The organism is Chloroflexota bacterium (genome assembly GCA_023475225.1).
Classification (GTDB): Bacteria; Chloroflexota; UBA6077; order FW602-bin22; family JAMCVK01; genus JAMCVK01.
Window position 1 is genome coordinate 32,058 of record JAMCVK010000039.1, and the last position, 19,719, is coordinate 51,776.

Consider the following 19,719-nt stretch of genomic DNA (forward strand, 5'->3'; position numbering starts at 1 on the left):
ATGTCCACTGCCGATGAAGCAAAATGGATAACCTTAGGACACCCCAGTTATGTTTGGCGATTTGGGCAGGACCGTCGTTTGAATCTGGTCCGCACCTACATTCCTCTGGAAGGCAAAAAAATCCTCGATGTTGGTTGCGGCCTGGGGCTCTATGTACGCAAGTTTCGTGAGTTCAGCGACGAGGTGTATGGGGTGGACATAGATGCAGAGAAGGTGGCCTTAGCTAGTCAGGCATTGCCCAATATTTCGGTTGCCCCGGCCGAGTCGCTGCCATTTCCGAATGAGTTGTTTGATGTGGTCTATCTCCACGAAGTAATCGAGCATGTAACGGATGATGCTCTGGCTATAAAAGAAGCCGTACGGGTGACGAAACTTGGTGGGCACATCGTCGTTTATGCCCCCAATCGACTCTATCCTTTCGAGACTCACGGCATTTATTGGGGCAGACGGTTCATTTTTCGGCTTGTGCCCTTGGTAAACTACTTGCCGGATCGATTGCGGCGGATATTCTGTCCCCATGCCCGTGTCTACACTCATAACACCCTGCGGCGGCTCTTTTCTGGGTTAGCGGTGCAGTACGTTGTCCATACCTATGTTTATCCGGGTTTCGATAACGTAACGGCTGGACATAAGCGCCTGGGTGCGGCGTTGCGCCGCATTATGTATTTTCTGGAAAGAACGCCCCTGCGCATCTTTGGCCTTTCACATCTCCTGATAGCGCGCAAGGTTTTATCCTAGATCAGTCGCCCATAAAAAAAGACACCCCCTCGTGAGAGGAGGGGTGTCTTTTTGCCCGTACCGATGAGAATCGATTTGTTACGGATGGGTTTGAACGCCGGTCGTAGCCTCTTCCGCGTCCACCAATCCATAGCCATACAGGTTATCCCGGCCAACGGCACCCAGGTCATCAGCTGTATTCTGCAACAATGTACGAATTTGGAGGTTGGTGTAACCAGGATGGGAAGCGATGGACAGGGCAGCTGTACCGCTCACATGAGGTGTAGCCATGGAGGTGCCAGAGAGGGTATTATAACCATCGCCTTTCCAGGTGGAATAGACATCCACGCCTGGAGCGGCCAATTCTACTTCTGGTCCTCGGCTGCTGAAATTAGCCAGAGCATCTGTCTTATCCGTAGCGGAGACGGCGATGACTTCTGCGTATTTGGCAGGGTAATTTACGGTATTATCAGCTGGCCCACTATTGCCAGCTGCCGCCACCAATACGATTCCAGCGTTGTAAGCCTTGATAACGGCATCATGGAGGGACTGGTTATCGGCGGATGATCCGAAGCTCATATTGACCACTTGCATTCCGTTGTCGATAGACCATTGTAATCCTTCGATAACGTCTGAGACGAACCCAGACCCCTGGCGGTTCAATACCTTTACAGCATAAAGGTGAGCCTCGGGGGCCACACCAATCACGCCAATGTCGTTATCTACGGCGGCTATGATCCCGGCTATGTGGGTGCCATGTCCATTATCGTCATTGGCGCTTTTCAGGCTATTGATGGTATTGATTCCACCCTTAATGTTGGCCTGGAGGTCAGGGTGATCCAGGTCGATCCCCGTATCCAAAACCGCTACCTTTACACCTGCCCCTCTACTGGTAGCCCAGGCCAGGTCAGCATCGATACGGTCAACGCCCCAGGGCAGCACCTCTGCGGGCTGGGGAGTTGGGGTTGGCTTAGGGGGTTTAGCTGTTACTGTCACTGGCCCTGGTAAGGCATAAACGACCGTATCCTTGTCTACCCGGAGCACTCCTGGGTGTGTTTCGAGCGCTCTTTCGTTCGCTGGATAAGCCAGCACGACAGCGGCATTAATCAGTGGCAACGACTTGACCCAACGCCCTCCGGTACGCTCGATGATGGTTTGTTGAGCGGCCTCATTCACTACCCAATCCTGAAACACCACGATATGACGTGTCGGGATGGTTCCTGGGGGGGCTTTGTCAGCTCCGGCCAGACCAACTAAACTGAACATCATCAGAAACGCTACGGCTACAGCGAGGCCGATCCTCCACATCTTAACATTCATCGTGTGCTCCCCTTCACTCAACTAACAACTAAGCCTACGTCCCACTTTCACCAGGCAATCGAACGTGCGCCATCTCACCCCCCATAAGTATATTTTCTGTATATTTATATTATATCATTTATATGGTCTGTAATCAAGCTTGACTTTTGATCTTGCCAAGTCTATCCTAACGGAGGGAATCCTGTCCAAACATGAGCAAGCGGCGACTGGATGTACTCCTCGTCGAAAGAGGGCTGGCTGAGAGCCGGGAAAAGGCCCGTGCCCTCATCATGGCCGGGGACGTGCTTGTTGAGGGGCGTGTTGTCAATAAAGCGGGCTTTCTGGTGAGCGAGGAGAGCCCAATATTCGTTAAGAAACGGTTACCCTACGTCAGTAGGGGCGGACTCAAATTGGCCGCAGCCCTGGAGCGGTTCAGTCTGGATGTGCGCGGACTGGTTATGCTCGATGTTGGTGCCTCCACGGGTGGATTCACTGATTGTCTTCTGTGTAACGGTGCCCAACGGGTATATGCCGTTGATGTGGGATATGGGCAACTGGATTGGAATCTGCGCAGTGATCCCCGCGTCGTTCCTCTTGAGCGCACCAATATCCGCTATCTAGATTCGTTCCCTGAACCGATAGATGCGGCAGTAGTGGACGTCTCTTTCATTTCGCTTATTTTAGTTCTGCCCCAGGTCTTAAAGTTAACCAAGCCAGATGCCTGGATAATTGCCCTGATCAAGCCTCAATTTGAGGCCGGCCGGGAACAGGTAGGCAAAGGTGGTGTAGTCAAAGATCCAGCCATATTACGGGCTGTCCTGGAAAAGATCTGCACCTGGGCCAAGGACCAGGGTCTATCGGTGCGCGGTTTGATTCCCTCGCCCTTGAGAGGCCCGGCTGGCAATCGAGAATTTCTGATCTGTCTGGCCAAGGGTGACAAGGGTGTGAGTATTGATCAAGCGATAGAGAGGGCAATAAAGGAGGCGATGGGCCATTCCGACCTATAATCCGGAGGGACGTTCTGTGCAGAGCGTCGCTGTAATCTACAATCGGCAGCTGGCTGTGGCTGTTGGCCTAGCTAGAGATTTGTACCAATCTATCGTCGGTGTGGTCTCGCAAGCGTGGCTCGGAACAGCCGAGGACGAGGTGACCATCCGAAGTCAGGCTGGTGGGCTCGACTTAGCCGTGGTTCTGGGAGGTGATGGCACGATCGTTCGGATAGCCAAGTGGGTAGCCCCTTATGGGGTATCCATTCTGGGGATCAATTGTGGGCAATTGGGTTTGCTATCCGAATTGACGGTTGAAGAGACTATGGGGAAGGTGCCTCTCTTCTTGAAAGGGGATTATTGGCTAGAGGAGCGCCTCATGCTCCAGGCGAAAGTAAGCCGCTGCGCCGATGCAGCTGAGCCATCCACTGCTGTTTCTGCACCTGAAGAATCGTATTTGGCCTTGAATGACATCGCCGTCGGACGTATAGGAGCCTGGCGAGTAGTACGGGTGCGTACTACGATCAACGATGAGCTTTGGACCACTTATAAAGCCGATGGGGTAATTGTGTCTACGCCCACCGGGACAACAGCCTACTCGCTAGCAGCGGGTGGTCCCATCCTGCATCCGGAGTCGAAGAATCTGGTGTTAATCCCGATCTGTCCCCATCTCACCTGGAGTGTGCCTCTTGTTTTGCCGGCGGAAGTGAGAATTGGATTGCAAGTCTTCACCAGCTATGAGGCGGCGATGAGTGTCGATGGTCAAATCGATGTGCCTCTGCGAAACGGTGATAAGGTTGAGGTGACGGTGGCCCCTGTGGTGAGCCGCTTCGCGCGCAGGAAGCCGCCTGACTACTTCTATCAAGCCATAGCTGAGAAGCTACGGTAAAGAAGCAGGTCGCAGGCGATTTCACTATCGTCCTGGAAGGAACAGCTAGGTTGTTAATTGAATTAGATATTAAGAACTTTGCCATCATTGATCATCTCTCCCTATCCTTCGCGGCGGGTTTAAACTCTTTTAGCGGGGAGACTGGTGCGGGAAAATCGATCGTGGTTGACGCCATTAGCGCTCTATTAGGTGGAAGATGGGGTACCGAGTTTGTGCGGAGTGGAGCGGAGCAGGCCCGGATCGAGGGCATTTTCGATCTGCCGGAGGGAGAAGTCTGTCTGACTGTAGGGTCCTTGCTACGGGATCTCGGTCTGGGTGGCGAGGGAGATGACGTGTTGATCTTGACCCGCGAAATAGCGTGCATCGGGCGCAGTGTGGCGCGTATAAATGGCCGACCTGTGTCGATTGGTGTCTTGCAAGAGGTGGGGCGTTGGCTAGTTGATATCAACACTCAGAGCGAGCATCTCTCTCTTCTACGGGTGCCTTATCACCTGGAGCTGCTTGATAAGTATGCTGGCTTAACTGATCTGAGAAGAGATTTGTCCAATAAGGTAGCTGCCCTGCGGCAAACAAGACAGGGGATACAGGCGCTGGTTGGAGATGAGCGCGAGCTGGCCAGACGGATCGATCTATTGCAGTTTCAGATCGCTGAGATAAGGGCAGCGCAGTTGCAGCCGGGTGAGGAGGAAGAACTAAAAAGGGAGCAAACGATATTGAGTAATGCCGAGCGTCTGATATTGGCGGCCGATTCAGCTTACGGCATGCTTTACGAGGGAGAAGAGCAACAGAGATCGGTGATCGACTTGCTGGGAACGGCGGCAGCTAAGGTATCTGAGATAAGTAACATCGATCCGCAGCTCAGCACACAGCGGCAGACACTGGAAGATTTGACCTGGCAGGTACAGGACCTGGCCAGGACATTACGAACTTATCGGGACAGCCTTGGGTACGATCGCAGCCGCCTGGACATTGTGGAGGAACGCTTAAATCTTATCTACAACCTTAAACGTAAATATGGTAATTCTGTTGAAGAGATACTACAGTTTGCGGAGCGCGCCGCCGCAGAATTGGAGGGTATTTCAGGGAGGGAGGAGCGCCTCGCTCAGCTGAGAGAACAGGAAAGGGAGCTGTTGCAAAAGATTGGAGAGCTATCCTGGCGGTTGTCCCTCGCCCGTCGGGAGGCGGCCTCCCGCCTCGCGCCGCTTGTAGAGCAAGAATTGGCTGACCTGAATATGAGCAGGGCGCGTTTTGCTGTTTCTATCGAGCAGGTGCCTGCCGCTGATGGTATCTCCGTTGAGGGCAGTCCGACCTACGCCTTTATGGCCACGGGGATTGATCGAGTCGAATTCTTGATCGCGCCGAACCCTGGCGAGCCGTTAAAACCTTTGATTAAAATTGCTTCAGGTGGAGAAACAGCACGGGTCATGCTGGCCCTAAAGACGATCTTGGCCTCTGTTGACAGTGTGCCTACGCTCGTCTTCGATGAGATTGACATAGGTATTGGAGGACGGAGCGGGCGTATAATCGGCCAAAAGCTGGCGAATCTCGGTCGCTATCGCCAGGTAATCTGTATTACGCATCTCCCCCAGATTGCCTGCTTTGGGGATGCCCATTATAATGTCAGCAAAGAGATCGTGGCCGACCGAGCGGTAGCGCAGGTATGTTTGCTCTCTGAGGAGGAGCGCATCGAGGAGATGGCCACTATGCTTGGAGCGACGAAGGGTAGCGAGTCAGCTCGGCGCAGCGCTACGGATCTTTTGGAGGAAGCACGGCGTTGGAAACAGGCGGAGCAGGTGAAGGTTACAGCGTGATGGGGTGTGTCATGGAGCTACGGAAGGCGAAGATCGAGGATGTAAGGAGCATCCACGAGTTAGTGAATTACTTTGCTGATCAAGGACAGATGCTTCACCGCTCCCTGGCCGAGATCTACGAAAACTTGAGAGATTTTATGGTGGCCATCCATGATGGCCAGATCCTGGCCTGCTGTTCTTTGCATATAATTTGGGAGGATCTTGTTGAGATCAGGGCTTTGGCTGTGCACCAGGATTATCAGGGAGAGGGGGTTGGGGCCGACCTTGTCCAGGCATGCCTATGTGAAGCACGGGAGATGGGCTTCAAGACTGTATCGACTCTGACCTTGAAGCCTGAATTCTTTGAGAAGTTGGGTTTTAAACGGATCGACCTCGCTGCTCTGCCCCGCAAGATGTGGGGAGAATGTTTTCGCTGTCCCAAGTTTCCGAACTGTGATGAGGTGCCTTTGGTATATGAGCTCACGAACTCCTGACCGTGCTCCTATGGATGAGCAGGCTGGTAAGGAATTGGTTATTGGCAGTGAACGGATCTACAGTGGGCGCATTTTGAATCTGCGTGTAGACACGGTTCGCTTGCCCAGTGGACACACCGCTAAGCGCGAGGTTGTTGAGCATCGCGGTTCCGTAGGCATCGTGGCCTTGGATGCGGATGAAAACATCCTACTGGTCAGGCAATATCGTCATCCAGTAGGTCGGGTGTTGTTAGAGATACCGGCCGGCACATTGGAGGAGGATGAAGATATCGAGCAGTGTGTGCGGCGTGAGTTGCAGGAGGAAACGGGGTATCAAGCCGGTAGAATCGAGCGTCTTCTTGACTTCTATCCCACGCCTGGTTTTTGTAGCGAGTATCTCCATATCTATTTGGCTAAGGACCTTAGGCTCGGCAAGCCCGTTTTGGAAGAAGATGAGCGCGTCGAACTGGCCAAATTGCCGCTGAAAAGGGCCCTCGAACTGTTGCGCGATGGCTGTATTTATGATGGCAAGACCATCATCGGGCTGTTGGCGTTGGACGCGCAGTATGCCCAACTCAGGTATGGTTAAATAACTGCCTTGGTTAGGGGTCGGTAGTGAGCAAATTGAAAACAGTAAGAGCCGTTTCCGCTGGAGGAGTTGCCTTTCGTCAAGACGGAGAGATACAGATAGTTCTAGTGGGACGGAATGAGCCGAGAACATGGGGTTTGCCGAAAGGAACACCTCGGCAAGGTGAGAGCTTGGAGGAGACGGCTCTGCGAGAAGTATCCGAAGAGACTGGTCTGGTTGTTCGTCTTCTTGAACCTATTGGGGAGATTGAATACTGGTTTGTCCTGAAAGGGCATCGTTTTCACAAGACGGTTTATTTCTTTCTAATGGAAGTGACCGGTGGCGATATTTCCAGACATGACCCTGAGTATGATCTCGTCGAATGGTTCTCTGCACAAGATGCTCTGCAGCAATTAACTTATGCCAATGAGTCCGGAATAGTGCAACGTGCACTAGAGCTCATCGGGAGATATGCAACAGGAGGCATAGCCTCCCGTAGCTCTCAGTAGTCATGATCGCGGTATCAACACAAGATAAGCGGCTTCGCTGGTCTGATATATAAGAGCGGCGGGCGTGCCGCCTTTCTTTCGTTAGTCTCTAACTCATCAGCCATATTTCAGCGTGTCTCAATGCAGGAGGAGGGTTTTTTGTGCCGAAAACATCTATCGTAATCAGATCCAAAAATGAAGAATCTTATATCGGCCAAACTCTAGGCGCTATTTTTGAGCAGGACGAACAGGATTTCGAAGTCATTATTGTAGATTCTGGATCCAGAGATAAGACCTTGGAGATCGCCAGCAGCTACCCAGTCAAGATCATTCGTATTAGAGAAACGATTTTTACTTATGGCCGAGCGCTGAATATTGGCATCAGGAACTCAACGGGCGACTTCATCGTTAGTCTCAGTGCGCATGCCTTACCGACCGATGGACAGTGGTTGAGACATTTACTGGCTGCCTTCGCTGATCTGACGGTAGCGGGCGTCTATGGCCGTCACGTGCCACGGGCCAACGCCACCAAGCTGGAGGTGTGGGGGATGCATTGGGGTGGCACCATAGACGGACAGAGAAGGCGACAAACGCGAGATTTCAGATTCTCGAACGCTAATGGTGCTATCAGACGGCAGATTTGGGAATTTATTCCTTTTGATGAGAGTTTGAGTGGTGGCGAGGATTTTGTTTGGGCTAAGCAGGTTCAGGATCTGGGCTATGCCATCGTCTACGAGCCAGCAGCGGCTGTGTATCATTCGCACGGTGAGGGGTTCTGGCGGTTAATGCGCAGACAAGTACAGGATAAGCCTGTTTTATTGAGGCTCTATCTAGGTCTGGAGTCATCTCATTGGAGGAGAATGGCGAAGAGGCCCCTGGATAGCGCCCCAGGGATGCGCACGAGACGGTAAGGATGGGTTTTCAACGTTCGACTCTGGTGGCATGTTCCCTGAAAGACCTATTCTTTCTCCATCAATCATCTTTCAGACTGGCGGCTACCTTGACACCATGTCTGGGCGTGCTAGAATGAGGGCAGCGATGGACGGGCACCTAGTAGCAGAAATCGAAGGGAAAAATGGAAGAGGCTACCTACCGTATCAGATTGGCGACATTAGAAGATATCGAGGACATCAAGAAAGAGATACACTGTACCTTGGCCAGCCCAGAGGGCAAGGTGCTGCGGAAACACTACGAAGGTGCTGTCCTTCGCAGAGAGATGCTGGTATTGGAGCGCTATGATCCTAAAGAACGAGGGTGCAAGGTCAATGGCTTCCTGGAGTGGCGTACGCGGGTGGATGGTACGGTGGCCATCAAGGATGCTGGTTCGGTGGGTGATGAGCCTCATCCGGTCATAATTAAGCGTCTTGTCCGAGAGTTGCTTCATCTATTTTGGCCTCCGGCGGTGACGGTCAAGATCAGATCAGACCTCACCGCTTGGAATAATATCTTTCAGGAATTACCAGGTTTCCATCTGGAGGGAAGCGAGTACTCACGCCCCTACTGGAAGAACATTTGGACTAGGTCTGGGGAGGTGGAGGAGCGCTTCATTGAGAGACGGCCCCGGGGGCAACAGCGACGTTAGGATGCTCTTCAGAGTGATCGGCTCCGCTGAGATAACTTGTTCTTCTCTCCTCTCAAAACTATATATCCAGTTTGTGGGAGGTTAGCCGGCTGTGCTCGCCAGAGCCCTGACTTGTGCTGTGGTTGGCCTGGAGGGTGCCATCGTTGAGGTTGAGGTAGATATCGCGCAAGGACTGCCGGCATTTACAATAGTAGGGCTGCCGGACACAGCTGTTCAGGAAGCAAAGGAGCGTGTGCGGGCAGCGATCAAAAATTCAGGCTGTCTTTTTCCTCTCAAACGCATCACGGTGAACTTAGCCCCCGCCGATCTGAAAAAAGAGGGTCCAGCTTACGATCTACCGATAGCGATCGGTATTTTATTAGCCTCTGAACAGGTCCCTCTCGAAGCCACTGGGCAGCTCTTCTTGGGTGAACTCTCGTTAGATGGTACCTTACGTCATACCACTGGCATCTTACCGATGGTTTCCTTTGCCCAGGAGCGAGACGTCACCCAGGTCTTCGTCCCGGCGATTAACGCCAAAGAGTCCTCTTTAGTAGATGGTATTCGGATCATCCCCGTACAGACCCTAGCTGAGCTGGTCGATCACCTGCGCAATGAGAGAGTCATCCCCGCCTATGAGCCTGATGATCATCTACTGGAATGGAGTGATATCGTCGCCGGCGATCTTACGCACATTAAAGGGCAGGAGCATGCGAAGCGGGCCCTGGAGGTGGCGGCGGCGGGTGGACACAATGTTATGATGAGCGGCCCTCCGGGTGCAGGAAAGACGCTTCTGGCGCGGGCCTTGCCCTCTATCCTGCCCAGGATGGATATCAGAGAGTCTCTTGAGGTAACAAAAATATACAGTGTGGCTGGTTTATTACCGGCAGACACGCCCCTTATTAGGCAACGCCCCTTCCGTGCTCCTCATCATACGATCAGTCATGCTGGGTTAGTGGGGGGCGGGCGTTGGCCAAGGCCGGGGGAGATCAGTCTAGCCCATCGTGGGGTTCTCTTCCTGGACGAGTTGCCCGAGTTTGGGCAGCACGTATTGGAGGTGTTGCGCCAGCCTCTGGAAGATGGGGTGGTGACCATTAGTCGAGCGCAGGGGACGGTCAGCTTCCCGACTAAATTTATGCTTGTGGCCGCGATGAATCCCTGCCCATGTGGCTATTATGGTGATCCGGTCAAGGAGTGTACCTGTAGCGAGGCGACCGTCAGCCGCTATCAGCGGCGTATCTCCGGTCCCTTGCTGGATCGCATTGACATCCATGTGGAAGTGCCCCGCGTCGAATACGAAAAACTGGCCGATGAGCGTTTGGGGGAGCCTTCGGAGCGGGTGAGGGAAAGGGTGGAAGCAGCCCGAGAGATTCAGCGATGGCGGTTCAAGGACACCAGGCTTACCTGCAATGCCGAGATGGGGCCGGGGGAGGTACGGGAGCTCTGTCGGATGGAAGCAGGCGCCCAAGGGATACTGCGGGCGGCCATGAACCAGTTGCATCTATCAGCGCGGGGTTATCATCGGGTGTTGAAGCTGGCCCGAACGATCGCAGACCTGGCCGGGGCAGAGACCATCTCCGCAGCTCACCTTGCCGAGGCTGTACAATACCGGCCGAGAGGAAGAGGGTAGGGACACCGGCCTAATGACCTGCCCATGACCAATCATTGAGAGCGATAAAAGTGGGAGGAGTCTTTGGATACGCTTATTAGGAATGGACTTATAGTCACAGCCAGCGAATGTTATACAGGTGATATCGCTATCGAGGCCGGTAAGATCGTCCAAATAGGTACTGGACTGGAAGGGGCAGATGAGATCATCGATGCCACTGGGAAGTATGTTTTTCCTGGGGCTATAGATGTCCACGTCCATCTGGAGATGCCTAGTGGTGCTCTGGTCACCAGTGATGACTTTTTCAGCGGCACCGTCGCTGCGGCCCACGGTGGAACGACCTGTATCATCGACTTCGCCACGCAGGAAAGAGGCAAGCCGCTCTCTCAGGCCATCGCGACACGTCGGGCTGTCGCCGATTCGAAGACCGTGATCGATTATGCTCTTCATCTGGAAATCATCGAGGTCAATGAGCGGGTATTGGCGGAGATCAACGAATTAGTAAAGTCTGGTTATCCCAGCTTCAAGCTCTACATGGCCTACGAAGAGATCATGTTGCAACAGGATGACTTGCTGAGCGTCTTAAACCAGCTGGCTGAGTCTGGCGGTATACCGATGGTGCATACAGAGAATGCCTGGTATATCAGGCAGAAGGTGCGCCGTCTATTAAGTAAGGGCAAGACGGCCACCGCTTATCATCCGCTCAGCAGACCGCCAGAGGGCGAGGCTGAGGCCGCTGGCCGCATCATCCTGGCTGGTGAACTGGTGGGTTGCCCAGTCTACATCGCCCACGTGTCTTGCTCTGAAACGTTAGCCAAAATCACTGCGGCGCAGCATAATGGATTAATGGTTTTTGCCGAAACCTGTCCCCAGTACCTGCTCCTTTCCAGTGCTTGCTTTGACGAACCGGAGCCAGAGCGCTACGTTTGCTCTCCCCCTTTGCGGGACCCTTCACATCAGGAGCACCTTTGGCCAGGCCTGGCCAGGGGCAATCTGCAAGTGGTCTCCACTGACCATTGTTCCTGGTGGCTGCGCGGGCAAAAGGACCAGGCGGAGAATTTCACCCAGATACCCGGTGGATTGCCGGGCATCGAGACCAGATTGCCCTTGCTATATACCTTTGGGGTTAGAACCGGCCACCTCTCCCTCAATAGGCTGGCAGCCGTTACCTCGACAAACCCGGCCAAAATCTTCGGCCTTTTTCCCCAGAAAGGCACGATCATGCCTGGGAGCGATGCTGATTTAGTGATCTTTGATCCGCATAGGGAGGTACGACTTACGGCGGAGAGTCTACATCAGAGGGTAGACCATAACCCTTATGCCCATCTGACCGTCAGGGGTTATCCGTCTGTGACCCTCTCCCGTGGACGGGTCATCGTCCGCGATGGCCACTTTCTGGGCGAGCCAGGAATGGGACGCTTCCTTTTGCGTCAACCCTTTGAGCATGGGCTCACCCTACTGTAGCATACGAAGGAGAATAACCTTGTATAAGATTGCCCCATCAATTCTCTCGGCTGACTTCAGCCGCCTAGGCGAGCAGGTTGAGGAGGTGCAGAAAGCCGGTATAGATCGTATCCATGTCGACGTGATGGATGGCGTATTCGTGCCTAACATTACGATCGGGCCGTCGGTGCTCAAGAGTATCCGTTCCCTGGTTAAGGTACCCCTTGATGTGCACCTTATGATAACCGCGCCAGAGCGTTTCCTGGAGAGCTTCGTTGCGGCCGGAGCAGCGATGTTGACCGTCCATTACGAGGCCTGTCCTCATCTTCACCGCGTTGTCCAGATGATCAGATCGTTAGGAGCCAAGCCTGGCGTCTCCCTGAATCCAGCGACACCGGTCGACCATCTAAGCGAGATAATAGAACATGTGGACCTCGTTCTTCTGATGAGCGTAAACCCTGGTTTTGGGGGACAATCTTTTATCCCCAGCTCCATCCTGAAGATAGAGAGGTTGCACACGCTGATCTCTGAGAGAGGTCTGAGCGTGGAGATCGCTGTTGATGGGGGCATAAACAAGGAGACAGCACCTAGGGTTGCGGCGGCAGGAGCCAATGTTTTAGTGGCCGGATCGGCCATTTTCCATCACAAGCGTGGCATTATTTATGCCATTGAGGAATTACGTGAAGGTTTAAGAGGGATAGGGTGTAAATCGTGATAGGCATCCAGCATACCAAAGACCGTGTAACAAGCTGGCTGCGTTGGAGCGGGCGAGGGCTAGGGCTGCTGGCGGGGGCTTCTTCTTAGTTTTCGCCATCGGCGAGGACACCACCGAAGGTGCGACACCGGGAGTGCTACTGCTCCTCCTGGGTCTGGCGGTACTGGGTGTCCTCACTGCCTGGCGCTGGGAGGGGATTGGCGGGATGGTGACGGTGGTTGGCGCCATTGCGCTGGGCACCTTCGTCTATACAGTGGCCTGGCGTAATAAGATTCTCGCCGCGCTGATCTACAGTCTACCCTTCCTTAGCCCTGGTATCCTCCTCCTGATATGCTGGTGGAGAACAAGAACATTGACGGGTCGCCTAAAAAGCGCCGTCAAGCAGAAACTTTCTTACCGGTGAGTGGTAGTTCTCTCAGCGCGCTGCTTTCCGCTGTGTTCGCAAGCAGCGTGTACAGACATGCATCCTTCTTGTTTCGCCATCGATCTGTAACAGGGCTTTCTGGATATTGGCCTTGAAGGTTCTGCTTGTTTTTGGAGCTCGTCTGGCCCATCGTCCGGATGCCTTATGACGGATATGACGACCAAAGGTGGTTCCCTTCCCACAGATTTCACACTTAGCCACTCGCATTCTCTCCTTTGACGAGGTCGGTTGTTTTCGGTATGATGTAAGTGGGCTAATGATAGCATAAGAGCGTAGGGATTAGCAAGGGTCGTAAAGTTGTAGGAGAGGAATGGCGATGGGCGTGATCACTAAGGAATCGGTCATCAGCGAGGTTATCCGTTGCTATCCAGAAGCTAGGTCTGTGTTTATGATGCATGGTATGGGTTGTCTCGTTTGTATGGGGGCCTTCGAAGAGACGATCGAGAGTGGGGCCCGCATGCATCGGATTGACCTCCAGCGGCTACTGGAGGAGCTCAATAAGGTGGCTGAAAAATGAAAGGTATGAACTGGATTCTTGTCGGTTTGAAACGATTTTATGGAAAGAAGGCCAAGAGTGAGTTGCCGATGGAAGAAAATAGGCAGATAGGTAGGGTTGAAGTCTCCGCTCGCGCTATCTCTAATATCGCCGCACGTGCAGTAATAGAGTGTTATGGTGTGGTTGGCATGGCCTCCCATGGCCTAAAGGATAGGCTAGCCAGGATCTTGCGCATAGAGAACTATCGCCGCGGCGTCGAGGTTAAATTTGTGAATCAACAGATCGTCATCGATCTTTACGTAATAATCGAATACGGCACACGCATCTCGGAAGTGGCCCATAATATTGCCAGCAATGTGAAATTCATCGTTGAAAAGTCCTTGGGGTTGCCGGTGGTGCGAGTGAACGTAAATGTGCGAGGGTTAAGGGTTAGTCAAGACTAGGGAGCAAAAACTCTCTGTTCTGGTGATAGAAAGCGACTGGCGAAGGGGTGTTTGGAGAGGTATTGGGGAACGACTTAGCTTTATGGCGGATGACGGCGTGTGATGGACAGACATTAAAAGAAAGCCTGGCTGCGGCCACGACCTGGTTGGAACAAAAAGCAGAGGAAGTAAACCTGCTGAACGTGTTCCCCGTTCCCGACGGTGACACGGGAACAAATATGCTCTTGACGATGCAAGCGGCCCTGAGAAGGATTGATGTTTCCACGGATAATTCCATTGGGGCCATCATTCAAGCCGTATCCTACGGTGCCCTTATGGGTGCTCGAGGCAACTCCGGAGTTATCCTCTCCCAGTTTTTGCGGGGTTTGGCCAAGGCTTGGGAGAAGAGGGAGGCCATCGATGGTGCAGATCTGGCCAGCGGCTTCTCCATGGCCTCGGCTATGGCCTATAAAGGGGTCATCAAGCCTGTCGAAGGGACCATGTTGACGGTGAGTAAGGATATAGCTGAGGCAGCCATGGCTGCGACTAAAGAAAACAGAGACCTTTTGTACGTTCTGGAAGCGGCTGTACGTGCCGCCAAGGTTTCGGTAGCCAGGACACCAACCCTCCTCTCTGTATTACGAGAGGCCGGCGTGGTCGATGCTGGGGGAGAAGGATTATTTATCATCTTGGAGGGCATTTTGCGGCATCTCCGTGGCGAACGCACCGAGCCGACCGCTGTATCCAGGGCGGTCGTTGGAATGACAATCGGTGGGGCTGAGGTAGCCCCATCTGATGGAAGCGGGGAGCCCTACGGCTACTGCACGGAGTTCGTCTTGTGCGGCAAGGATCTAGATATTGAGAAGATCCGCTCAGACATTGTCTCATTCGGTGATTCGGCCCTGGTGGTCGGTGATGACAATACGGTTAGGGTGCATATTCACACCTTTCGTCCTGGGCTTGTTATTGATTATGCGGTTGCTCTCGGCACGCTTCATCAGATCAAGGTCGACAATATGCAGGAGCAGCATCGTGAGCTCTTAATCAAACGTGTAACTCCGATCAGTCCTAAGGTTACTGTGGAGCAGATTAGTGGCATCGCTATCGTTGCTGTGGCCGCTGGTACAGGGATGATGGAGGTGTTTCAAAGCTTGGGAGCAACAGCCGTAATACCCGGTGGGCAAACGATGAATCCGAGTACGGAGGAGTTGCTTCAGGCGATTGAAGGATTACCGACCGCACAGGCGATCATCTTGCCCAACAACAGTAACATACTTCCTACTGCCCAGCAGGCTCAGGCTCATACCTCGAAAACGTTAGCTATTGTCCCGACCACAAATCTCGCCCAGGGGATCGCTGCTCTGCTCGCCTTTAATCTCGACGCCGATCTGGCCGTTAATGCGGAGATGATGGAGAAGGCAGCCCGAAGCATCAAGACTGCCGAGATAACTAGGGCAGTGCGCTCGACGAGATATAAGGATCTACAGGTTGAGGAGGGGCAACCTATCGCTCTGGTCGATGGGGAGCTGGCTGTTGCGGGCGGGGATGAGCTGGGTGTCGTCGAAGGAGCGCTGCGGAAGATGTGGGCTGCGGAGGCAGAGCTCATCACCATCTATTATGGGGAGACGGTGGGCGAGGCACAAGCTGAGGGGGTGGCCTCGCTTGTCCGAGCAGAATATCCCCAGCAGCGGGTGGAGTTAGTCGAGGGCGGTCAGCCTTTCTATAGTTACATTATCTCCGTTGAGTAAGGCGTTCTCACCTTACTACCAAGGTAAAATCTAGCTATAGAAGCCCCCTTCGGTTGCCTGGCGATGCCAGAGGAAAGCATGAAGGATCAAGCAGAACTCTTTGAGCCTATTAAGAAATGGCTTGAGTCCAAGGGATTCAAGGCTTTGATTACAGGTGATAAGTCAATAGGGATAGTAATACCTGTAAAGGACTTACTTCCTACAAAGCCGTACATCGTTCCGGATCTCATTGGGATCAAAGACTCTGACGTTGCCGTTGTGGAAGTCGAGACGGACGCGGATAAGGTTCTCGGAGCTATAGGAAAATGCATGCTCCTGAAAACCACTGCTTCGTTCGTATACTTGGCTTACCCGGAAGAACAATGCCAAAGGTTTAGGATTCTGGAAAAACTCGGCATCGGATTGCTTAGCGTTTCAGCAGGAAAAGTGGAAGAGGTGGTTGAGATACTACCCAAAAAGCCTTCAGATCTCTTCAGGGTAGGGGAACTCCATCTCCTGGACCCCCAAAAACAGTCAGAGCTTGCGGGCTATATAAAGCGCATTTTGGCAACTTAGGGGCATAAGAGTTCGAATGATTCATCTTTTCTATTCCAATCATGGTATATTAAACGGACTGTAGAAATAGCCCACGCCCTGCGGCTCAAGGCGGTTGCCGAAGAGGGGCCGCAGGCGAATCTCCTGGTTGCGCCAGTACATTTTAGGCTCAGCATCCATCGTTAGCTTATCCACAGGGAAGAGGACGACCGGGCTACGACGTAACAGCTTCTCACCAGCCTCGTAGAGAATGCTACGGATCGTCCCAGAGTCGTCTATTGCGGCCATTAGCCGGTCCAGCCCGGTGACCTTGAACCGCCTGGGCAGGTTCTCCCCACTCTCCAGATGCCGAAGGAATTGAACGATGCTCATCACTTCGGAAGCATCCTCGTAGCGCTGACCGATGAGCGCCCTTTCCACCAGGTTGTAGCCCGCCTTCAATCCTTCCATGACCTGCCTCTACATCAGCCTCCGCTGTCCGGCGCCCACCGCCTCGGCGTGCTCCCGCAGTCGGTCGTAGACCCTCACTCCGGTCTTCTTGTAGAGCAAATCCAGCACCTGCACCAGACCATCTCGCCGCCAGCGCTCCAGCTCAGGGCGAATATCCAGCCCGCTCTCCAGAACTGAATACAGGTAGTGGACAACATCAATAAGGGGTAAGGGCCGTCCCCGCTCTATCTCCTTCTCAATGAACTCCAGGCGCTTTGAGGGTGCCATTGGCACCAAGGTCCGTCCCTTGCGCTCCTCGAGATACTGGCGGCGGTTGAACTCCTCCAGGCTGAAGCCGCCGCCGGTGGTAAAGCGCTTGCGCAGGTCGTCCCAGGTCAGACCTCTCTCCCCGGCGACGTAGAGGAGGTAAAGTTGGGTGATCTCATCCAGGCCAGCCGGTAGCAGCTTAAGCTCGTGGGACTTGATGAAGGAGTCCACCATGGCCTCAATTTCGTCCACGGCCGTATCCACATCCACGGGCTGGCCACCCTGCATCACATTGGGCCAGTGTTTGGAATAGACCTCCAGGCAGCGCCCCATGGCGATGACGAAGAGGTCAGAGTCGCTGATGCGCCGCCCCGAGCGGCGGATGGAGGCAACTGTCTCCTCCACCCTGGCGTATATTTCATCCTTGAGGCTCTCCCAGGCAACTCTCCTGGGCTCCTCCAGCCGCTTGCGGCAGACAAAGGGAATGTCATAGGCGATGCCGCCTGTTTCCAGAAGATGGGTAGAGGTCTTCATCTCGGCATGAACAGGGTACACAACTGTAACATAGAAACCTGCCTCCACGATACTGTGTAGCACCGCTTTCCAGGCCCAGGGCTCCTTGTGGTGGAAGGTGAAGACAAAAGGCCCATCATCGCGTAGTACCCGATGTGATTCCCTAAAGACCCGAGTCAGGCCCTGGAAGAAGAACTCCTCGGCATCCTTATCCGCCTGCCCGGGCTTCTTGCTGGTGTCGTGGCGGGCGGGGTTCTTTACTATCTCCCTGGCCCTCGGTGAAATCTCCGTCTCGAAACACTGATAGCGATCTTTAAGAGCAGGCCTGAGCCAGACATAGAAGAAGTCAGCCAGTTCCGAATACATCACATTATCGCAGTAAGGTGGGTCTGTGATGACAGCATCCACCTTCTGCCTGATAAACGACATATCCTCAGAAGTCTCGGCCTTTAGCACAGTATTAGAGCCATCGAATTGCTCATCACTTACTACTGACAGCGCCGAGTCACCGATAACTTTCCTCGCCGGATTGTAAAGCGATTCCAATTCGTATGGCTTGATGGCATACTCTTTGGCTTGCAGTAGTTTTTCATACGTCTTGACAAACGTGTTCCGCCCTAGTTTGGTTCCCCAAACATTGTTTTCTACAGGCTGACTAGTAGGCCAGTAGGCGTGCCGAGAAAAAAGATCTGTGCTATGCTGTTTCGTTCCATCGTATCGGCAGAACATATTATTGAAGTTGGTACAGTCAGAAAGAGTTAGCAGCATATACTCCCTGGTATTCTCGTCCTCAATCTTCAAAATCTCCTCCAGCAGCAGCGACAGGCACAGGAGCTGGCGCTCGTTGAACATCTGGTAGAAGTATTTGTAGCCATGATTAAGGAGCTCTCTCGTCTTCAGCCCTTCTGGAACAGCTTGCCTGGGGAAAGGCAGCCTGTCTCTAAGCCGCTGAAACTCAGCCCTGGCCTCCTCGTAGAGGGCCCGGTCGCTGCCGGTGACCCCCTTGTAGCCCCGTCCGCAGACCTTGCAGTAGTACTCCAGGGCAAACATCTCGGCCTCGGGCGGCCCCTCCCGCCTCTGGACAGCTTTGAGGATGGTCTCCTTCTGCCCACAGGCGGGGCAGGTGTATTTGCCGCCCCCTGAGTAGCCTTCCTCGGGTATGTATTCCGTGCCGCACTCAGGGCACTCCACCTGGCTATCCAGGGAGGAGACATCGCCCTTGATGTGATAGCACTGAGGGCAGAAGACGGTGTGCTGGTCGTTCCTGGTAGCGATGCGGAAGGAGGGAAAGAGCCTCACCTCCTCGCCACAGGCCAGGCAGGGCACCTTCTTCACCCAGAAGACATACATGATGTCCGCCTCATGTCCCCTGGGGCAGGTGGTGCGGTAGTAGTGCTTGATGCGGGGCGCAACAGAGCTCTCGAGGTGCTTGAAGGCGGCGTCTAGGGCGTTGAAGTCTACTGGGTCTATCTCCTTCTTGGTGACGAACCAGGCCACCGGGTTGAGGTCAATGCCGATGACCTTGCAGCCCAGGCGCAACGCCTCCACCACCGTGGTGCCGCCGCCCATAAAGGGGTCCAGGATGATGGGTGGCTTGCCCTCTTTGTTCTTGAGCTCGTTCCTGGAGTAGAAGCGGTTCCAGAGGCGACGCTGGTTCTCCTCGGGAGAAAGGGTATCGTCCCACTCGGTGAAGGTGGCCAGGATGAGCATGCGAAAGACGCTGCCCAGTCGCCTGGCCCACCATTTGTGAATCTGGTAGATGGGCTTCTTGGCGTTGCCTTCCTTCTCAGCTATGGCGTTAAGACCTTCTATGGGCAGGTCACGCTCTATATAGCGCATAAGCTATCTCTCACTTCTTGTAGATGTCGCCCCAGGGGCCGATGGCATGGACTATCATTGCTCTTGCCTCGGCGTCCACCTCGTAGACGGCACGCAGCCCGCCGATGCGCAGGCTAAACAGCCCCTCCAGCTCGCCCCGGAGCCTCCTTCCCTTCAGGGGATCGGCTCTCGTCCGCTCCAGTGCCCTGATGATGCGCCGCCTCATCTGCGGAGTAGCCCTTTCCAGGCTCTTTACCGCTTCCCTGCTGAAGACCAGCTCATACATTCAGCTTCGCCTTTAGCTCCTCCAGAGAGACAAATTCCCCCTTCCTGCTCTCAGCCCAGGCTTTCCGAGACGTCTTCACCTGCTGGGCCAGCTCCTCGTTCCCCAGAATTTCCGCCGTTGCCTCCCACTCCTCCCTTTCCTTGAGATAGGCGGCGAAGTCGGCCAGCGCCTTGACCCTTTCCTCGGAGAGCGACTTCACCTGTTCCAGTAGCTTACCTTTGTAACCACCGGCCTTAGCCATGAT

The 19,719-nt window shown here is 53.9% G+C and carries 23 protein-coding genes; 17 read left to right on the forward strand and 6 right to left on the reverse strand.

Going from position 1 to position 19,719, the window contains the following annotated elements:
* Positions 1 to 738, forward strand: a complete 738-nt coding sequence (locus tag M1136_10240; GenBank protein MCL5076009.1) for a class I SAM-dependent methyltransferase — start codon at positions 1 to 3, stop codon at positions 736 to 738.
* Between the two features lie 78 nt (positions 739 to 816).
* Here M1136_10240 and M1136_10245 read toward each other — a convergent pair whose 3' ends face one another.
* Entirely contained in the window at positions 817 to 2,037 is a 1,221-nt protein-coding gene (locus tag M1136_10245) for a S8 family peptidase (protein MCL5076010.1), read from the reverse strand.
* 191 nt (positions 2,038 to 2,228) lie between these two features.
* Here M1136_10245 and M1136_10250 point away from each other — a divergent pair, with 191 nt between their 5' ends.
* The 12 genes from M1136_10250 (at position 2,229) to M1136_10305 (ending at position 12,941) form a co-directional block, all read left to right on the forward strand.
* The gene (locus M1136_10250; protein ID MCL5076011.1) at positions 2,229 to 3,023 is read left to right on the forward strand and encodes a TlyA family RNA methyltransferase; all 795 of its coding nucleotides are present in this window, start codon (positions 2,229 to 2,231) and stop codon (positions 3,021 to 3,023) included.
* Positions 3,024 to 3,039: 16 nt separating this feature from the next.
* The gene (locus M1136_10255; GenBank protein ID MCL5076012.1) at positions 3,040 to 3,891 is read left to right on the forward strand and encodes an NAD(+)/NADH kinase; all 852 of its coding nucleotides are present in this window, start codon (positions 3,040 to 3,042) and stop codon (positions 3,889 to 3,891) included.
* Positions 3,892 to 3,941: 50 nt separating this feature from the next.
* A complete protein-coding gene (gene recN / locus M1136_10260; GenBank protein MCL5076013.1) occupies positions 3,942 to 5,702 on the forward strand; it encodes a DNA repair protein RecN in 1,761 nt (586 codons plus the stop codon).
* Positions 5,702 to 6,175: an N-acetyltransferase gene (locus M1136_10265; protein MCL5076014.1), complete on the forward strand. Its 474-nt coding sequence runs from the start codon at positions 5,702 to 5,704 to the stop codon at positions 6,173 to 6,175. The genes recN and M1136_10265 overlap by 1 nt, the downstream gene beginning before the upstream one ends.
* On the forward strand, positions 6,156 to 6,743 hold the full coding sequence (locus M1136_10270; protein ID MCL5076015.1) for an NUDIX hydrolase: 588 nt from the start codon (positions 6,156 to 6,158) through the stop codon (positions 6,741 to 6,743). Before M1136_10265 ends, M1136_10270 begins: the two co-directional genes overlap by 20 nt.
* A 26-nt stretch (positions 6,744 to 6,769) precedes the next feature.
* Positions 6,770 to 7,231 (forward strand): NUDIX hydrolase, encoded by a 462-nt coding sequence (locus M1136_10275; GenBank protein ID MCL5076016.1) that lies wholly within the window; start codon positions 6,770 to 6,772, stop codon positions 7,229 to 7,231.
* Between the two features lie 140 nt (positions 7,232 to 7,371).
* Positions 7,372 to 8,121: a glycosyltransferase gene (locus tag M1136_10280; GenBank protein MCL5076017.1), complete on the forward strand. Its 750-nt coding sequence runs from the start codon at positions 7,372 to 7,374 to the stop codon at positions 8,119 to 8,121.
* Positions 8,122 to 8,285: 164 nt separating this feature from the next.
* Positions 8,286 to 8,792 carry a hypothetical protein gene (locus M1136_10285; protein MCL5076018.1) on the forward strand — a complete coding sequence of 169 codons (507 nt, stop codon included), beginning with the start codon at positions 8,286 to 8,288 and terminating at the stop codon, positions 8,790 to 8,792.
* Between the two features lie 91 nt (positions 8,793 to 8,883).
* Positions 8,884 to 10,401 (forward strand): YifB family Mg chelatase-like AAA ATPase, encoded by a 1,518-nt coding sequence (locus M1136_10290; protein ID MCL5076019.1) that lies wholly within the window; start codon positions 8,884 to 8,886, stop codon positions 10,399 to 10,401.
* 63 nt (positions 10,402 to 10,464) lie between these two features.
* Positions 10,465 to 11,844, forward strand: coding sequence for a dihydropyrimidinase (gene hydA, locus M1136_10295; protein MCL5076020.1), 1,380 nt, complete (start codon positions 10,465 to 10,467; stop codon positions 11,842 to 11,844).
* A 19-nt stretch (positions 11,845 to 11,863) separates the two neighbouring features.
* On the forward strand, positions 11,864 to 12,538 hold the full coding sequence (gene rpe, locus M1136_10300) for a ribulose-phosphate 3-epimerase (GenBank protein ID MCL5076021.1): 675 nt from the start codon (positions 11,864 to 11,866) through the stop codon (positions 12,536 to 12,538).
* Between the two features lie 43 nt (positions 12,539 to 12,581).
* Complete coding sequence (locus M1136_10305) at positions 12,582 to 12,941, forward strand: hypothetical protein (GenBank protein MCL5076022.1); 360 nt, start codon at positions 12,582 to 12,584, stop codon at positions 12,939 to 12,941.
* 12 nt (positions 12,942 to 12,953) lie between these two features.
* On the opposite strand, the gene rpmB is transcribed toward M1136_10305, so the two are convergent.
* Complete coding sequence (gene rpmB, locus M1136_10310; protein MCL5076023.1) at positions 12,954 to 13,163, reverse strand: 50S ribosomal protein L28; 210 nt, start codon at positions 13,161 to 13,163, stop codon at positions 12,954 to 12,956.
* A gap of 121 nt (positions 13,164 to 13,284) precedes the next feature.
* On the opposite strand from rpmB, the gene M1136_10315 reads away from it, so the two are divergent.
* From M1136_10315 to M1136_10330, 4 genes are all read left to right on the forward strand, one after another.
* On the forward strand, positions 13,285 to 13,479 hold the full coding sequence (locus M1136_10315) for a DUF1858 domain-containing protein (protein MCL5076024.1): 195 nt from the start codon (positions 13,285 to 13,287) through the stop codon (positions 13,477 to 13,479).
* Positions 13,476 to 13,901, forward strand: a complete 426-nt coding sequence (locus M1136_10320) for an Asp23/Gls24 family envelope stress response protein (GenBank protein MCL5076025.1) — start codon at positions 13,476 to 13,478, stop codon at positions 13,899 to 13,901. The genes M1136_10315 and M1136_10320 overlap by 4 nt, the downstream gene beginning before the upstream one ends.
* A gap of 62 nt (positions 13,902 to 13,963) precedes the next feature.
* Positions 13,964 to 15,628, forward strand: coding sequence for a DAK2 domain-containing protein (locus M1136_10325; protein MCL5076026.1), 1,665 nt, complete (start codon positions 13,964 to 13,966; stop codon positions 15,626 to 15,628).
* A gap of 78 nt (positions 15,629 to 15,706) precedes the next feature.
* A complete protein-coding gene (locus M1136_10330) occupies positions 15,707 to 16,183 on the forward strand; it encodes a hypothetical protein (protein MCL5076027.1) in 477 nt (158 codons plus the stop codon).
* Positions 16,184 to 16,222: 39 nt separating this feature from the next.
* Here the strand turns inward: M1136_10330 and M1136_10335 are convergent, their stop codons facing one another.
* From M1136_10335 to M1136_10350, 4 genes are read right to left on the reverse strand one after another with little or no spacing between them, the layout of a single operon-like run.
* Positions 16,223 to 16,612, reverse strand: a complete 390-nt coding sequence (locus M1136_10335) for a hypothetical protein (GenBank protein MCL5076028.1) — start codon at positions 16,610 to 16,612, stop codon at positions 16,223 to 16,225.
* Between the two features lie 9 nt (positions 16,613 to 16,621).
* Positions 16,622 to 19,210, reverse strand: a complete 2,589-nt coding sequence (locus tag M1136_10340; protein ID MCL5076029.1) for a DUF1156 domain-containing protein — start codon at positions 19,208 to 19,210, stop codon at positions 16,622 to 16,624.
* Positions 19,211 to 19,220: 10 nt separating this feature from the next.
* Positions 19,221 to 19,475, reverse strand: coding sequence for a type II toxin-antitoxin system RelE/ParE family toxin (locus M1136_10345; protein MCL5076030.1), 255 nt, complete (start codon positions 19,473 to 19,475; stop codon positions 19,221 to 19,223).
* The gene (locus M1136_10350; GenBank protein ID MCL5076031.1) at positions 19,468 to 19,716 is read right to left on the reverse strand and encodes a hypothetical protein; all 249 of its coding nucleotides are present in this window, start codon (positions 19,714 to 19,716) and stop codon (positions 19,468 to 19,470) included. Before M1136_10350 ends, M1136_10345 begins: the two co-directional genes overlap by 8 nt.
* Between the last annotated feature and the right edge of the window lie 3 nt (positions 19,717 to 19,719).

Coding starts and splice junctions, on each gene's coding strand:
- M1136_10240 (MCL5076009.1), top strand. CDS start 1: ATGTCCACTGCCGATGAAGCAAAATGGATAACCTTAGGACACCCCAGT.
- M1136_10245 (MCL5076010.1), bottom strand. CDS start 2,037: ATGAATGTTAAGATGTGGAGGATCGGCCTCGCTGTAGCCGTAGCGTTT.
- M1136_10250 (MCL5076011.1), top strand. CDS start 2,229: ATGAGCAAGCGGCGACTGGATGTACTCCTCGTCGAAAGAGGGCTGGCT.
- M1136_10265 (MCL5076014.1), top strand. CDS start 5,702: ATGGGGTGTGTCATGGAGCTACGGAAGGCGAAGATCGAGGATGTAAGG.
- M1136_10270 (MCL5076015.1), top strand. CDS start 6,156: ATGAGCTCACGAACTCCTGACCGTGCTCCTATGGATGAGCAGGCTGGT.
- M1136_10285 (MCL5076018.1), top strand. CDS start 8,286: ATGGAAGAGGCTACCTACCGTATCAGATTGGCGACATTAGAAGATATC.
- M1136_10320 (MCL5076025.1), top strand. CDS start 13,476: ATGAAAGGTATGAACTGGATTCTTGTCGGTTTGAAACGATTTTATGGA.
- M1136_10330 (MCL5076027.1), top strand. CDS start 15,707: ATGAAGGATCAAGCAGAACTCTTTGAGCCTATTAAGAAATGGCTTGAG.
- M1136_10335 (MCL5076028.1), bottom strand. CDS start 16,612: ATGGAAGGATTGAAGGCGGGCTACAACCTGGTGGAAAGGGCGCTCATC.
- M1136_10340 (MCL5076029.1), bottom strand. CDS start 19,210: ATGCGCTATATAGAGCGTGACCTGCCCATAGAAGGTCTTAACGCCATA.
- M1136_10345 (MCL5076030.1), bottom strand. CDS start 19,475: ATGTATGAGCTGGTCTTCAGCAGGGAAGCGGTAAAGAGCCTGGAAAGG.
- M1136_10350 (MCL5076031.1), bottom strand. CDS start 19,716: ATGGCTAAGGCCGGTGGTTACAAAGGTAAGCTACTGGAACAGGTGAAG.